The organism is Fibrobacter sp. UBA2449, assembly GCF_002342555.1.
Classification (GTDB): Bacteria; Fibrobacterota; Fibrobacteria; order Fibrobacterales; family Fibrobacteraceae; genus Fibrobacter.
This window is the reverse complement of the sequence record NZ_DDQF01000012.1, coordinates 16733-33565: the sequence shown is the minus strand read 5'-3', so window position 1 is coordinate 33565 and position 16833 is coordinate 16733. Positions and strand designations below refer to the sequence as shown.

Here is a 16833-nt window from a genome sequence, read left to right as displayed (position 1 = left end):
TCACGAAGATGAGAACCTCCTTCGTAAAGGTAATCGCGAATATCTGCGCCGTGGCTCTGGCCACGGCCAGTTTCGCGTTTGCAAAAGGGAACGCACAGGCGGCCGAAGACATCAAGATTGTCAAGATAAACGACAACAACTTCGAGAAAGAAATCCTACAGTCGAAAAAGCCCGTAATTCTGGACATCACTTCCACAAGCTGCCCGCCCTGCCTCATCATGATTCCGACCCTCATCGGCATCGCCAAAAATTACAGCGACATCAAGATTGCGACCGTGGGAATCGACGAGCCGAACATAGACAAGATAAAGGCTTCGCTCCCGATTCAAGCGTTTCCGACATTCTTCTTCATCCGCGACGGAAAATTTATCAACCAGCTCGTCGGGGCCGTCAAGGAAGAAGATCTGCTGAACGCGCTCCAGTATACGCCGGACCCGAAAGTGAAGGCAAATGCGGCAAGGCCGAAAAAAGTCAAGAACACGCAGAAGAATCTCGTCTGCAAGGTAAACGGCCAGTTCAACGGTCTCAAGAACCTCGTCACCATTTCGTTCGTGTTCGGTGACTACGAAATCAAGAATGTCGACATCGTCACCGACGTGTTCGTGCCGCCCGAACTGAGCGACAGGCGCGAACAGATGATAGAACACGTGCGTGCAAGCGGCAAGGGCGAGGTCGAGCCGACCATGACCGGATTCCGCATGCACATCGACAACGATTGCCGATTCATGAAAGCGATGGACATGAAACGCACTTCGACCTATGGCGAAATGCGTGCCGGTCTCGAATTGCAGGGTTTTTCCTGCAAGTAGCGGCGCAGGGCTATTTTCCCGTTTCGTTTCCAGTAAAATAATATAGATTTGAAGAGCGTATGCCAAAAAGAAAGACGAACCAGACTCTTCTCGCAGGCATCAGCTCCGTCATGCTGATGCTCACGATGGTCGCCACCGTGGCCATCATCAAGCTTTCCTCCGTCCTGGGAGCGTCCGCCTACCTCCTCTTCATCGCGCTCGTCCTCATTATCTCCGTAACCGGGTTCCTCCTGTGGACCCGCTACCGTTCCACCGAGACGGCGCAGCAGGTTGCCGACCTGATGAAAGAGGTGATGACATCCCCGATGGAGAAGAATCTTTCGGGAGATTCGCAGTATGCCGTTGCCGTGAAGCCGAACGGCCAGATAGACCCGAGGCTCACGAAATACATGACGAAGCTTGCGCCCACGGTAAACGCCATCGCAAGTTTCTTCAAGGATTTCATATATTACGACGGCGTGGCCGAAAAGTTGCGCAACCACTTTGAACTGGGCGAAGGCAGCGACACGTTCCAGGAACTTTCGACCATATTCCTCTCGGACATCAACTACCTTTCCGAAAAGCTCGGCCACGAAATGAGCCTCGACTCGTTCGAGTCCTGCGGTTTTGTTTCGCTACTGCTGCGCCTGCGGACAAACGCACCCGCCACGACGGACTGGAACCGCCTTGTTCTCCAGTCATTCGTCGACAAAGAAATCGAGATGGGTCCCCTGGTACAAAACCTGGAAAGGAACCACGCCCAGATAGAGACCACCGGAGAGATATTCCTGTTCAGTTCGATATTCGGAGGATTTTCTCCCGATGCCGTCCGCAAGTACTCGCGGCTCCTTTATGACTATTCCGCGGCGCTTGCAAACATCGACGGCAAGCTCACTCCAGACGAGGTGCAATGGCTGCAGTACCTGGAAAGGCACATCGGGAACAACCGCTCGGCAGCATGGCACCCGGGATTCGTCAAGTGCTCGACGCGACCGGTGAACTACAAGAACACGCCTCTAAAAGAAGCCGTCTCGCGCAACATGCGCCCAGCAAAGGAAGAACGCGTCCCGCAGGGCGAGGCGGTGAAGCAGCTCGATTCGCTCATCGGCCTTTCGTCGGTGAAGAAGGAAGTCGTCACATTCTACAACTTTATCCGCGTGCAGAACGAACGCAAGAAGAAAGGGCTTTCCGTTCCGCCGACATCGTACCACCTGGTGTTCTCCGGAAATCCCGGCACGGGCAAGACGACGATCGCGCGTATCATGGCTGAAATTTTCAAGGACCTGGGCGTTCTCCGCAAAGGCCACCTAGTAGAGGCGACGCGAGCAGATCTGGTCGCAGGCTACATGGGACAGACGGCCATCAAGACAAACAAAGTAATAGACGACGCCCTGGACGGAGTCCTGTTTATCGACGAAGCCTACACGCTCGCGCGGAGCGCCGAAAACGACTACGGGCAGGAGGCCATCGACACGCTCCTCAAGCGCATGGAAGATGACCGTGACAGGCTCGTGGTCATCATCGCCGGCTACACGGACGAAATCAAGCGTTTCGTGAACTCGAATCCCGGCCTCTCTTCGCGATTCAACAGGTACATCAACTTCCCCGACTATTCGGAAGATGAGCTCGCGCAGATTTTCAGGTCGTTCCTCGCGAAATACGACTACAAGATAGGCAAAGCCGCAGAGGCCGCCATGAAGCGCTGCATCGCCGATGCCGTCAGCAAGAAAGACAGCCGGTTCGGAAACGGACGCTACGTGCGCAACCTGTTCGAAAAAGTCATCGAGAAGCAGGCCAACCGCCTTGCAGCCTCCCCGGATCTTGGCAGGGTCGACGTAAGCGACCTCATCGCGACCGATTTCGAGCAGGCCGCTGCCGAAAAATAAAGTTATTCCCCGACAATGACCTTATAGAATTCAAGGAACTGCGAAGGCGAAAGTTCCTCGGCACGGACCGTCGTAGGATAATCCAGGAGTTCGATGGCTTCCTGGATTTTCTTCTTGTCGTAGGCGCGACCGAAGGAATTCGCGAGCGTCTTCCTCTTCTGCGTAAACGCGGCTCGCACGAAGTCGAAGTAACCCTCGGGAGCCTGGAGCGGACATTCCTTGGGCGTGAGGAGCATCGTGGCGCTATCCACGTTCGGACGCGGCGTAAAATGTTCAGGGCCGATCTTCCTCAGTATCTGCGTGTCGGCGAACGCGGACACGAGCACGGAGAGGCTTCCGTAATTGCTGCTGCAGGGCATGGCGCAGATGCGTTCAGCGACTTCGAGCTGCACCATCCCCATGAATCCCCTGGTCAGATGGAGCTTCGGCATGAGCCCCGCGATAATCGCCGTGGAAACGTTGTACGGGAGATTGCCGGTGACCCACGGTTTTGCGTGCGCATCCAGGAATCCCTGCAAGTCGAACTTCAGGAAGTCGATATTCTCGATGCGGAAGTTTTCCCGGCCCCGGAATTTCTGTTCCAGAAATACCACGCACTGCTCGTCGATCTCGACGGCAGTGAGTTGCACGGCGCGCCCGAGCAGGTGCTCGGTCAGCGCCCCGTGCCCGGGGCCAATTTCAAGCACGTAGTCTCCCGCCTCTGCAGGCAGGTCCCCCGCGATCATCTGCGCGGTAGGTACATCCAGAAAGTTTTGGCCGAATTTGCGGCGGCGTGCTCTATCCATACCGAAAAATTAGCAATTCGAATCCGGCGGCGCAATCCTATTCCTGCGCAAAGCGGAACACATGGCGGTTGCAGCTCGTGGTAAGCAGGTAATGCTTGTCGCGCTGGACCTTCATGAACATGTTCACGAGGTAGGCACGAAGTCCCGTCACCGAACGCTCCAGGTCTGTCAGGTCCATGAGTTTCCCGTCGTCCTTGATGACAAGCAGGAATTCGCCCTGCAGCACCTGCAGCGAGACTTCCATGTAAACCTTCCGTCCCGCATTGCTCTCGTAGACGGTCATGCCGAGTTCCTCGAGCAGGAGCATCGCCTTCACGATTCCGGCGTCATCCACGGACGCATCCTTCAGCTTCTTCCCGATGATATCGCGGTACTTGACCAGGTTTTCGGGATTCAGCAACAGATCGTACATATACCAGTGTCCCGTTCCTTCAGTTTCTTCGAGAAGGAGCGGAAAACCGGATCTACCGTAAAGCACGAGCTGGACAATGCAGCACACTGCAAAAGCAACAAACGGCGAGGTCCCGAATCCGAGCCACACGTTGCCATCGCCCCAGAGCGGCACACCGCCCAGGACACAGGCGACCGGGCCGAGGAACACCGCGACAAAGATGAACAGGAACGAGAGAATCGGCTTTTCGTGGACATGATAGGCCGCATATATCTTCACGAAGGCGAGCGGACACAGCCCGACAGCGCAGGCGCGAATCGCAAAAACAAGTTCGTCCGCGGCGCTTGCCGAACTGATGTGGAACAGGCGCGCGAGCAGGGGCGCAAACGCCAGCAGGAGCGCGGTAGCGACCAGAGTCTCCTTGAACGACACCCAGTTCACGAATTCCATCATCTGCGCGACCCCGTTGCCGTTTTCCTCGCCTCGGTAGATGTTGATAATCGGCTCGGCCGCCATCCAGATGCCATTGAATACGACGCTGAGTTCAAGGATTTCGTAAATCACCGAGAGGATGGCAATCCTGTCGCTGCCGAAATGGGTGACGAAGTAGAAGTTCATGACTGCGGCAAACAGCGCGAAGAAAAGATACTCGCACGCTTCCGCCATGCTGAACCGGACAACCTTCGCGACATCGCGGATCTTGAAATACCACACAAACTTGAGCGTATTGCCCTTCCGCATAAAGTGCGAACAAAGCACAAGGATGCTGAGAACAACGGAAAGCACCGTCCCGAGCGCGATTCCCGACATTCCCCAGAACTTGCAGAATACGCACGAGAAGACCAGGTTTCCAAGCAGCAGCACCGCATACGAGATATTGCATGTCTTCATGTCACCGTCGACATACACCATCTCCTGCAAGATATTGTTCAGCGGGATTACGAAGGCAAGTCCCAGGAACCATCCGTAAAACTCGTTCACGAATTTCAGCTGTTCGGCATCTATTCCCGACGTGTCGAGGAACAGGCGCCCGACAGCAAAAAGAGCCACCATCAGGATCCCGACCGCAAAAGAAAGGATTATCCCCTGTCCGAAAAAACGGTCCGCACGGTGCTTGTTCAGGCGCCCCAGCTCAATCGAATAGCAGACGAGGCTCCCCACCATGACCATCGCGCTCAGAAACAGGATGAACGAGAACATCGGCGTGAAGAAGGATATCGCCGCCAGCGCATTTTCGCCCAGGAACCGGGCCGCGACCACCTTGTCGATGAAGATGTTCACGAGTTCAGCACAGACCGAAAACGATGCCGTAAAGAGCATCGACGTAAACCGCCTTCCGCAAAATGTCTGGCTGATGCGCATACGGAATGAAATAATAGAATTTTTACTTCAGGCCGCGCAAGGTCTTCTTCTGCGCATCGGTAATGCGGTAGCTTTCGCACGCCTTCTGGATCGACTTCGCATGAATCCACGGCGAAAGCTTTCGGCCCTTGATGTAGGGGAACGTCGCATCCCACTGCTTGGCAAGCGCGGTCGCGAAATACCAGGCGATAACCATCTGCACGTAGTAGCGATCGGTGGGGCATTCCGCGCGGCCGTCGTCATTAAACAGAGATTCATCAATAGCCGCGACCCACTTCAAAAACTTCTTGTCGAATCGCACGTCCAAAAAGAACGTCATGAGCATGTTCACGCCGAAGCGAACCGTGTAAGGGTGCTTTGACTTGAGCCATTTTTCGATGCACGACACGAACCGCTTTTCGTCCTTGAGCAACGCCTTGGGCGACTTGCCATCGCATACCGCCCAGTTGTCGATGTAGGGCAGGAACTGCTCGATGCGGGCGAGGCATTCGTCAAAGTCCTTGATGCGTTCTACCACGAAGAGGTGTACCTGGTTTTCTTCGAAGTACTTGTGCGGCAGCTTGTCCAAAAACTTGGCGACATCGACCGCCGCAAACTCCTTCGCGATTTTCCGCATGGTAGGCACCCGCACGCCGATAATCGATTTCTTGTCGATGTTCGGCAACAGCGACGCGTGAAAGTCGCGGTACTTCAAGTCCTGTTCGGCCTGCAGTCGCTTTAGGAGTTCGGCATGGGTCATGGGCTACCTTTTTAGCAAAAGCGCCTTTCCGGCGACGCGGCCGTTCACCTGCAACACGCCCACGTAGCGCCCGCGCGCAATCGCACCGGCATCGAGCGCTTCGCTATACGCACCCGCGGCACGCAGCCCCAGGTTGAACGTGCGCACCACGCGGCCCTGCATATCCATGAGCGCGAACTTCACCGCACCCGCGGCAGGAACATCGAAGCGGAGCGCCACATGCGGGCCACGGAATGCGGCACCGAACCCGAATCCAGGCACAGCCGCAATTTCGGGGTTCCCGACCGTCTTCTCGATTTCAAGCTGCATCGTAGCGGGCTTGCTCCAGAGCGTGTCGGAACCGAGCAAAACGCCCACGCGGTAGGAGACTTCGAACTTCCCGGACGGCGCCTCGGCATTTTCGAGCGAATCGAGCAGAGCCTCCCCGGCAGAATCCAGCGCGAGAACCTTCGTTGCCGCCGTATCCATCACGAAGGCATCTTCGAGAAGCTTGGTGCGGATATTCTTCGCAATCCCGGCGTTGTCCTTGTACACGGCATTCTCTTCTGCAAGCATCGGCGGGTTCGGCATGCCGCGGAGCATCGGGTAGCTCACGCCCTCCTTGATGTACCACACGGAATCGAAATCGAACGCGGAGAAGGATTTCTGCTTACGCATTGCCGAGGGAGAAAGTCCGGTACTCGTCGCCAGTGTATCGATACAGCCGTCGCCAAGATAGTAGAACTCATCCGAAGGCATCGACCCTCTGGGCAAGTCAACGCAAAAACGGTTTCCGTCCTTAACGGCCGTTCCGGAAGCATACCCCCTCACCTTCGTAGCACTACCGTTGACACTGGCAAATCCAAAGCCATATGGCGTTTCATTAGCCGACACATCGCCCGTCGAATAGCAATCTTCAATTACAGCCTGATTGATATTGGCAAAACCGCCAGCCTCCTCTACATTTCCCGTAGAATAGGACCGCCTGATAGTTCCATCATTTTCGCCGACAAAACCGGCAGCCGCGCTTGCATTCCCCATCGCAAACGAACGCTCAATCACGCCTTCGTTCTTGCCGACAAATGCTCCAGAAGGGGAATAATTTCCACTCCCTTTGACATTTCCGGCAGCATAGCTTTCAGAAATAGTCGTCTGGTTCAAGCCCACAAAGCCACCGACAAAATACATGCCCCCAACATCGACAGACGCATGCAGCCCTTTCAATTCCTTGCTATAAGCTTTAGCGATCAGGCCACCGACATAGGCCACATCCTTCGCGTCAATAACGCCCGTTGCAGCGGAGTTCGTAATAGTCCCGCTATCAATCGCGACAAGGCCACCTATTCCTTCAATATAATAATCCTCGTATTCGTAATCCTTTATTTTGTGGCCAACATAATAATACACGCCGCGTTCTTGGATAATCTGTTTCGCATCAATATTTACAGATGCGTCGACTATACGCCCGGTTCCCGTATTCATGGCGGCAATTCCACCAATCGGGCCAAGGCCATTATTCAACGACACCTTGGCAGACGAAAGCTTGATAAGTCCCCTGTTGACAAGAGCAATTCCACCAACGAGTCCCGAGCTATCGCTCCAGGCAGCATCAACATTCACGTTGAGGATATCGCCATCGTTTATCACGGAAATACCCGCCAAAGATGACCCGCCAAAAATTCCCTTGACTGAACAATTTTCTATAAGCCCCTTGTTATCGTAAACAAGACCCGCACCGTCAAAAGTTTTCTTGAACAAAACATCCATATCAACATGGCTTACAGTCCCCATGTTCACGCCGGCCAAGGCGCCAACTTTATTTACATTTCCTTCTTCTCTGCTTATCTCATACCTCTTGAAGGACAAGCTATCGATTACACCTGTTTTTGCAATCGTATCCACAAGCCCAGTGGGTTCACTGTCCCAGAAGTCCATATAAAGGTCGCTGATACTGTGACCGCCGCCGTGAATTTTTCCAGTAAACAATCTCGAGGTATCCTGCGGTATATATCCGCCCAAAACAACACCATAGCAATTGCAAAAATCTTCGAGTATTTCAATCTTGCCAATAGGGTTGAATCCAATGCCTCGCCCGCTGAAAAGGGTTTGGGTCTTTGAGGCAGAAGCATCGATATCATTAGCCACACGATAGACGGACGAAAGCTTGTACTTTCCGTACCCGATTGATTTCAAGTCACCGTACGTCTTGATCAGGAACGGATCGCTCTCAGTACCGGAGCCAGCCATTTTGAGCATCGTTTGGTCAACATCCAGATTCGGATAGACTTTTTCCTTCATTGTTTTGGATATACGGTAAGCCGAAGTAAACCAAGACAAATAGGGATAGGTTGTATCTGCAGCAATGCTCCAAGTTGAATCGAAATCCCAATCCTTGTAATTTTCCTTCGTAACCATCTGCCGCGTAGTGCGGAGTTCCCCACCAGCCGTTACATTAACAAACCAAAGAGAGCTATCGCCATACACCGACGTATAAGTCGACTTGTCGGCATCCCCTGCAACAACTCCCCATTTAGAAGACCCCACTACACGGCCTGCGGCAAAGGAGTTTTTCACGGTTGCATTGTCGGAGTAGCCAAACAGGCCACCGATATTCTTTGTACCCACGACATTCGCAATCGAATAGCAATCCGCTACGCTAGCCGCGCCCAAATGCCCTACGAGGCCGCCCACATTTTCGTTTCCCGAAACGAGGAACCTGGATGCGCTCTTTGCGAGAGATCCCGAAGATTTCTTACCGACAACGGAGCCTACATAATTTTCGCCAGAAACATCATACTTTACAAAGATTTTTTCGAGCGTAGCGCCTTTATCGACACCGGCGAGGGTACCGACATAGTTCTTGCCATGGATGGTACCCCTAGTATCCGCAGGCCCATACGAATTATCTTTTCCAAGATACGAAGCCGTATCAAAGACGACGCCGCTCACCTTGGCACCCGCCGCCAGAGCCCGGAAAAGCCCTACGGAATCCTCGTCGGGGCGGTTGATGTTCAAGCCCGCAATAAACTTGTTATTCCCGTCAAACCCGCCACTGAATTCGCCAATCGGTTCGAAGCCCTTGCAAAGAGTGCTGTCGGCATTGCAGTTTTCCTTGAACGAAGACGATGCATTGATATTGCTCATCAGCTTGTAATACTTGTCAAGCCCGTATTCGTACTTGCCGATATACTTGAGGTCATCGTAATCGTAAATCTTGTAGGGGTTCCTTTCGGTACCGGTACCAGCGAGCATATTTACCGTACCGTCGTCTTCGAGCGTGCCCGGCAATATCGGGTCCATGCCCTTGAAGTACGGGTAAGAAACGCCTTCCTGGATAGCCCACACGGTATCGAAGTTGAAACCTTCGTATGTTGACTGTTTCAACATTTCTTCGGTGGTATTTCCTCCATACACGTTTCCTGTAACAGTACTGTCGAAATAACATGATTTCTTGTGTTCGCCCGACCCGAAGAAGTTTCCTCCGATAATTCCTTCCGGGTCGGGAGCCTTCAGGATACTCGCAGAATAGATGTTCTGTTGCAAGGTGCCCGATGAAAACTCATCCGAAATGCCCATAACGCCACCCACGTTCTCGTAACCCTTGACGACATTCACCGAGAACGCGTCTACGATCCTCGAAGCGGAAGCGCCAAAAATTCCACCGACAATATCGCCCGACGTTACATAGCCGGTAGTCCCGACCACATGGATTTCACTTATGCGGGTAGCACCCATCAATCCGCCGACAAACGACATCCCCGACACGTTCCCGTTCAAGGAGACAACGTTAGTGACACGGGAGTTATCGATTTCACCCGCCAGCGCACCGACATACCAATCCCCTTCGACTTTCGCGTTTTCTAGTTTCAGGTTCTTGATGTCAGCGCCATCCGCCACCCCGAACATTCCCGCAAAGTCACGATACGGGTCAACAATCGTCAGGTTCTTGATGGTATGGTTTTTTCCGTCGAAGACTCCCGCGAACACATGCACGCTATCGCCGATGGGCCTAAAATTGACCCCGGCAGCATCGATATCGGCAGTCAGTTCGTAACTTGCCACCAGCGGGTAGGCCATGTCGTTTCCGATTTTCTGGAGTTCCGCAAGTGTCGAAATCTTTATCCCGTTGGGTACAGCCACGTAGCTCGACGTTCCCCAGACGGTATCGCCTTCGTTTACCACGCCGATTCTATAGCCATAATAGAGCGTATCTCTCCTTAATATAAAACTTGTATAATCGCCACTAACGGTATCATATTTATCGCCCAGATTCACCCAGCCGAGCCACTTGCCGACAAGTTCGCCATCGACCTCGGTAAGCGAGGCAACAGGCGGCTGCTCTTGCCACTTTGCCGCCACAGTCGGAGTCGCAATCGGGATAAACGACTTTTGCGAATAGGGATTGAGCGCTAGATACGGAAAAGACTTGCCTTCGTCTATTTTCCAGATATTGACGTAACTACCCGTAGCATGATGGCAGTATCCAAAAAGCAAATAGGAATCGCATGTATCCAGATAAACCGGAATGAAGCCATCGTAACCCAGAGTGTCCCAGCCCGCAAACGACGAGAGCTTCATCATCTTCGCGGTAGAAAGCCCCGTGCCGCCTGCACTCGTATCGAGTCCCGAAATTTCGGTATTCCAGTAGGAGCTAAAAATTGTATCGGGCGAATATCCAATAAGCCCGCCTACAAGCGAATCGCCCAAGACCTTGTTTGCCGCATAGGAATTGAAAATGGAAGCACCGGAGCCTGCAACGCCACCGACCTTGTTGTTTCCGCGCACCTCGCCCATGGCGAACGAACTCTGTACAAAGCCACCGCTCCCGACAACACCACCCACATAGCGTTCTCCTTCTACCTTTCCGATGGCATACGAATGGGATACCGTTCCCTTATCGTTATCGCCAACAATGCCGCCAATATCTTCATCAAATTCATAGCCGTAACGTACCAAGTCCATTGTAGACACGCACATTTGAACATCACCTTCGGATTCTCCGGCGATGCCACCGACATTATTCACATCGGATTCTCCCGGGACAATCGTTCCCTTGGAACGGCTGTTAGTAATACGCCCGTCATTGAACCCGACAATACCGCCGACACGCCCGTCCATAGCAATGATATTCACATCGGCAACGGCGCTATCGATTGTCGCCTCGTCTGTTTCACCCACAATTCCGCCAACCCGTTCCGTACCCTTGATTTCTCCTTGGAACGAAACATCCTTCAAGGCGGGAATCATACCGGAATACCCGATAGCCCTCATCGCAGCACCCACAATGCCGCCGACACGCTTCTTCCCTTGAACAAAACCGTTCGTCACATGCACATTTTCAATCGTACCGACAAGCCTTGCGACAACGCCACCCACATGGTCGGTTTCGCTCACCCTCCCCGTCACATGGAGATGGTCAAAATTCAAGTTCTTGACAGAACCGACAAGTGCGTAGATAAAGCCCACATTCTGTTCACAGGGTAGCCAGATTGTTAAATTGAGAATCGTGTGGTTCTGGCCGTCGATAGTTCCCCAAAACGCCACGCTGTCGGCGGCATCCTTCTTCTTGCCGATAGGGATAAAGCCGTTGCAGCCGCCCTCGTCACTGCACATCTCGTGCGCCGAGGCCGAAGCGTCGATATCGGCAGTCAGCACGTAGTTCGAAGAATAGAGGTAAGTGCCCTTGCCTATCGCCTTCAGGTCTTCGTAATCCTCGATCTGGAAAGGCTTTTCGGCGGAACCATCACCCTTCATGGTACCGTTCGCCGCGAACGAGCAAACCGCAAATAGCGACAGGACGGCCGTAAAAACAAATCGTGACATCATCTTTCTCTCTCCTATTTTCTATCCACCAAAACTTTTTCCGTCACCTTGCCGTTCACCTGCAACACGCCGATGTAGCGGCCTCGGGCAATCGCACCGGCATCGAGCGTTTCGCTATACGCACCCGCGGCACGGTTGCCCAGGTTGAACGTGCGGACGACACGGCCCTGCATGTCTACAAGTGCGAACTTCACGGCACCCGCGGCAGGAATTTCGAAACGGAGCGCCACATTCGAGCCTCGGAAGGCGGCACCGAAGCGGGCTCCCGACGGGGTGGCAACCTTGCTCAAGCCAACCGACTTCAGGACACCGAGTCTAGCTACGGCTTCGTCGCTCCAAATCGTATCCTTGCCGAGTACCATGCCCACGCTGTACAAAATCTCAAACATCCCGGAAGGGTTCTCCGCCTTTTCCAGAGAATCAATCAGGAAGATACTCGTAACATCCAGATGGACCACCTTCGTCATCGTCGAATCCATCACGATGGCATCTTCGAGTATCTTGGCGCGGATCCTATTTTCGAGGGACCCGTTCCCTTCAAGCTTCAGATTCACACTCGCAGGGAATGGCATGTTCGGCAAACCGCGCAGCATCGGTGTCGAGAAGCCTTCCTTGATGTACCACACGGAATCAAAATCGAAACCGCGGTACTCATCCTGCATGTACATGGAGCCCATGGTAGTTCCCTGGGGCGTATGGTAATTCGTACCGTCGACAAGATTCCCGTAGTCGGACGTTTCCACAAAATACCTCGTCTTGAGAGCGTACGAATTTTCGATGGTACCCTGGTTCTTGTATGCAAAGGCGCGATAGCCCTTTCCGACAGAATAAGACTTGCTGATGACACCCGTATTCAGATAAACAGCCGAATAGGCGGAATCGTTCATTCCAAACACATCACCCATCGTGAACGAATTTTCGATTATCCCGTGGTTCTCCACAGCAAAGCCGGCTATAACATAGGGCATATCCCGTTCGACATCCGCATTGACGTAGCATTCCGATATGGTTCCCTCGTTGATATAGACCAGGCCACCCCCGCGAGGGCCGAAACGCCCATAACCGCCAAAGAACCCCTCGAAGGAACTCTGCCGGATGGTACCCTCGTTCCGGTAGACAAGTCCCACATCGGCCTCCAGATTATCACACTTGACATTTACGTTGTCTACAGTCCCCCTGTTCACATAGGCAAGGCCTGCCGTAGCATTGGAAAACTTCACGAGCTTTATTTCAAGGCTGTCCACGATTGCCGAAGAATCGATAGCAAGGAAGAATCCCGAATTGTGGTACGCTTGGAGCGTACCGATATACAGGTCATGTATCACGTGGCCGTTCCCGTGGAATTTGCCCGTAAAGGTCGTATCCGTCCCGTGTTCGTAGGAACCCCCGAACAGGCCCTTGGAATTTTCGCGATACTTCCCGATAGACGGGAAACCGTTGGCGAAAATCAGCTGCGGATGGCTGGCAGAATCCACGTAATACAATTCATTCGAGGAGGCCGACGCATCGATATCGTTTGCAAGACGGTAGACCGCAGAGAGCTTGTATTTCCCGTAGCCGATCGCCTTGAGGTCGTCGTATGTCTTGACGAGGAACGGGTCTTCCTCGGTGCCGGAACCTTCCATCTGGAATTTCACATCGTGTGTCCTGACAGGGTAAATCAACTTGACACCGTCTGTCCATGCGAGGATGGGATAGGCATCTGCGGCATGTTTCAGCCACACCGTCCCGAATTCCCAGCCCTCGTAAGAAGCCGAATCCAGCATTTCGGCCGTCGTGAGCGACTTTCCGACACTGCTGTTGTCGAACTGCCACACTTCGCCATCGTAGTAGACCGACTTGTAGGTCGACTTCTCGCTCGCCCCCGCCAGGTTCCCGACATCTTCGTTTCCGCGCACTTGGCTTATGCTGTAGATGTTCGTGTACACCGAAGCGGAATCGATACCGACAAAGCCGCCGACATTGGCATTGCCCTGAACACTCGCCCAGGAAAGGTTGTCTGTATAGGAAGCGTTCTTGGAGCTTCCGGCAAAGGATCCGACATAATCGTTGCCTTCAACCGTACCGTTGACATGGTCGTACTTCGCGGTACCACCTTCCTTCGCCCCGACAACCATACCGACATAGTTGTTGCCGCGAACGACCAGGTCGCGTTCCGTACCCATGCTCTCAAGGTCGGCACCCTTGTCCAGTCCGGCAATGCTACCCACATAGTTCCTGCCGACAATGGTGCTCTGGGCCAACCCTATTCCCGAAACCTTGGCACCGGGATTGAGTTTCGTGAACAGGCCGACATAATCCTCGTCAGGGCGGTTGATGGTCAGATTGAAAATGCCGGCCCTGTTTCCGGTAAACGTCCCGCTGAAGCCTTCGGTTCCGCCGATGGGTTCAAAACCGGCACACACGCCGTCGACGCAGTTGTCCGTCGCGGATTCGCTTGCATAAAATCCCTGCAATTCGTAATGGGCGTCCAGGCCGAATTCATGCTTGCCGACATTCTTGAGGTCATCGTAGCTGGTAATCTGGAACGGTTTTTCTGCCGTACCTTCGCCTACCAGCGCATAGCTCGTTCCGTCATCGACCAATGTTCCCGGAAGCGAGGGTTCCATTCCCTTGAAATAAGGATACGACACGCCTTCCTGAATAGTCCACACGGACTCAAAGTCGAACCCCTTGAACGTGGCCCGCTTCAGCAAGGAATCAGTCGGGAGCGCTTCACCCAACTCGTACCGATCGACCTGCCATTCGGAAGGCATAAGCGTGCTGTCGAAGTATATGTCCGCATACTTCTCGTCGTAGTAGGAATCCTCCACGGATCCGGCAATTCCCTCGATACGCTTGCGGGGGCCCTTCACAAGGCTCGCGGAGTAAACATTGAGGACGGTATCGGCATTATGGAAATCCAAATTCGCACCGCCCATAACGCCCCCAACCCAATAATGACCCTTGACGACATTCACGGAATAGGCATCTGTCAACTTCGACGCGAACGCCCCGAAAAGACCTCCGACACAGGTATCTCCCGTGACGGCGCCCGTACTTGCAAGGCGCTCCATGTCGTTTGAGAACGCGATACCGATAAGCCCACCGACATTGCTATGGCCCTTGACCGTCGCGTCATACGAGACAACGTTGCTCACAATCGATTCGTCAACACGTCCTGCAAGCACGCCAACTATTTTCTTACCATTGACATTTGCGTTCCTGAAAACAATGTTCCTGAAGACAGCCTTTTCCGCCTTCCCGAAGAGTCCGGAATAATCCTTCTTGCGGCCATCAATCCTGAATCCACTAATGGTATGGTTCTTGCCGTCGAAGCCACCCGTAAACAAGACACGCTCGTCACCGATAGGTTCGAAATCAACCCCGGACGCATCGATATCGGCCGTCAGCTCGTAATTTGCAAACAGCGGGAAGCCGACATGCCTGCCAATCTTCTGCAGGTCTTCGAGAGTCGCAATCTCGATACGGTTCGGGACCGCCATGTAGCTCGACGTACTCCAGACGGTATCGGATTCCTTGACGTAGCCAATCTTGTAGCCGTAGTAGATGGAATCGCGCGCCGCATTCAGGTAGTTCGCGCCAGTCCATTTGCCGAACAATTCACGGCCGGTATCGTCTTTCGCGGCAACAACCGGATTCTCCTGCCACTTTGATGCCGCCGTGGGAATCGCATAGACGACAGCATCGGGCTTCTTGCCGAACACAGCCAGGTAGGGGTACGATTCCCCCTCGTCGATAGTCCAGATTTCGGTGTCCCATCCGAAAAAGCTTTCGAACTTTTTCATGGCGGCATCGGAAAGTCCCGTCCCGCCGCTGCTTGTATCCAATCCGGAGAATTCCACGTTCCAGTAGGAACTATCCGTTTTTCCCCAACCGACCAGGCCACCCACATCCACGACTTCCGTTGTATCCAGAATTTCGACAGGCCCGACCGAGTACGATGTACTTACTGATCCCTCTACATCGCCAACGAGTCCGCCCACATACCTATTTCCCTTCACCGCTCCCGTGGCAAAGCAATTACGGATAGTCCCACCATAGATGCTACCAACCAGGCCGCCGACACCATTTTTGCCAATCACGTTTCCCGTAGCATACGACTGCTCAATAGAACCATAGTTGGCTCCGATCAGACCGCCCAATTTGCTTTTGGGAACCGCAGTAGTCAAAGGCAGAATATCCACAGATGCCCTGGACGCGAAGATGTAGCCTCCATTTATGTTATACCCCACAAGCCCGCCGACATCGGAGATTGAACTTCCGATGGGGTGGATCGAACCTGTCGCTTCGCTTCTTTTAATATTTCCTTTATTTGAGCCAACCAGACCTCCAATATCGCTTCCCTTCGCATATATCTTGACATCCGCAGAGCTTTCGGCAATCGTACCATAGGATCTTCCGGACAGCCCCCCTACGACGGATCCGCCCCGGACAACGCCCTCATACGAGACATTATCCAAATTGGCCGTCGTCTTTTCCATGTCGCCCACGATACCGCCCACATACTCACGGCCCTGCACTTCGCCTTTTGTAACGTGCACATCGAGGATATACCCGGTAGCCGTGCCCGCAACGGCGCCGACATATTTCGAATGGGGCGCATAGATATCATCCAGGCCGCCCCACACCACAAGGGAATCAAAGTACAAATTTGAGACCAGTCCACCCAGGTTCGCGAAAAAACCCACGTTGTGCGCACAGGGCGTCCATATGCGCATATTCCTGATCGTAAATCCGTGCCCCCAAAAATAGCCCGTAAAAACGGAAGCGTCCGCAGCATCCTTCTCAAGTCCCAAGGGAATGAACCCGTTGCACACGCCTTCACTGCACCATTCGCCATACGAGGCCGAAGCGTCGATATCGGCAGTCAGCATATAGGCCGAAGAATACAGGTAGGCACCCTTGCCTATCATCTTCAGGTCTTCGTAGTCATCGACCAGGAATGGGCTTTCGATGGTACCTTCGCCCTTCATGGTACCATTCGCCGCGAACGAGTAAGCCGCAAGCAGCGACAATGCGGCTACAAAAGCAAGCCTGATTTTCATTGCGTTCCTCACCGACATCATGAACATAATAT

General features: G+C 53.5%; 7 protein-coding genes. 2 read left to right on the top strand and 5 right to left on the bottom strand.

The window, feature by feature from the left end; all coding sequences use genetic code 11:
• The first annotated feature begins 8 nt into the window (after positions 1–8).
• Together B4B27_RS07865 and B4B27_RS07860 are read left to right on the top strand one after the other, a co-directional pair.
• Positions 9–809, top strand: coding sequence for a thioredoxin family protein (locus tag B4B27_RS07865; protein WP_290725353.1), 801 nt, complete (start codon positions 9–11; stop codon positions 807–809).
• Positions 810–868: 59 nt separating this feature from the next.
• A complete protein-coding gene (locus tag B4B27_RS07860) occupies positions 869–2674 on the top strand; it encodes an AAA family ATPase (protein ID WP_290725351.1) in 1806 nt (601 codons plus the stop codon).
• 2 nt (positions 2675–2676) lie between these two features.
• Here the strand turns inward: B4B27_RS07860 and rsmA are convergent, their stop codons facing one another.
• Genes rsmA through B4B27_RS07835 form a run of 5 tightly spaced genes read right to left on the bottom strand, consistent with a single transcriptional unit; the run spans position 2677 to position 16828 of the window.
• Positions 2677–3459, bottom strand: a complete 783-nt coding sequence (gene rsmA, locus B4B27_RS07855; RefSeq protein WP_290725350.1) for a 16S rRNA (adenine(1518)-N(6)/adenine(1519)-N(6))-dimethyltransferase RsmA — start codon at positions 3457–3459, stop codon at positions 2677–2679.
• Between the two features lie 37 nt (positions 3460–3496).
• Positions 3497–5212, bottom strand: coding sequence for an MATE family efflux transporter (locus B4B27_RS07850; RefSeq protein WP_290725348.1), 1716 nt, complete (start codon positions 5210–5212; stop codon positions 3497–3499).
• Between the two features lie 22 nt (positions 5213–5234).
• Entirely contained in the window at positions 5235–5951 is a 717-nt protein-coding gene (locus B4B27_RS07845) for a DNA alkylation repair protein (protein ID WP_290725345.1), read from the bottom strand.
• A 3-nt stretch (positions 5952–5954) separates the two neighbouring features.
• The gene (locus tag B4B27_RS07840) at positions 5955–11756 is read right to left on the bottom strand and encodes a GLUG motif-containing protein (RefSeq protein ID WP_290725343.1); all 5802 of its coding nucleotides are present in this window, start codon (positions 11754–11756) and stop codon (positions 5955–5957) included.
• A gap of 11 nt (positions 11757–11767) precedes the next feature.
• Positions 11768–16828: a GLUG motif-containing protein gene (locus tag B4B27_RS07835; RefSeq protein ID WP_290725341.1), complete on the bottom strand. Its 5061-nt coding sequence runs from the start codon at positions 16826–16828 to the stop codon at positions 11768–11770.
• Between the last annotated feature and the right edge of the window lie 5 nt (positions 16829–16833).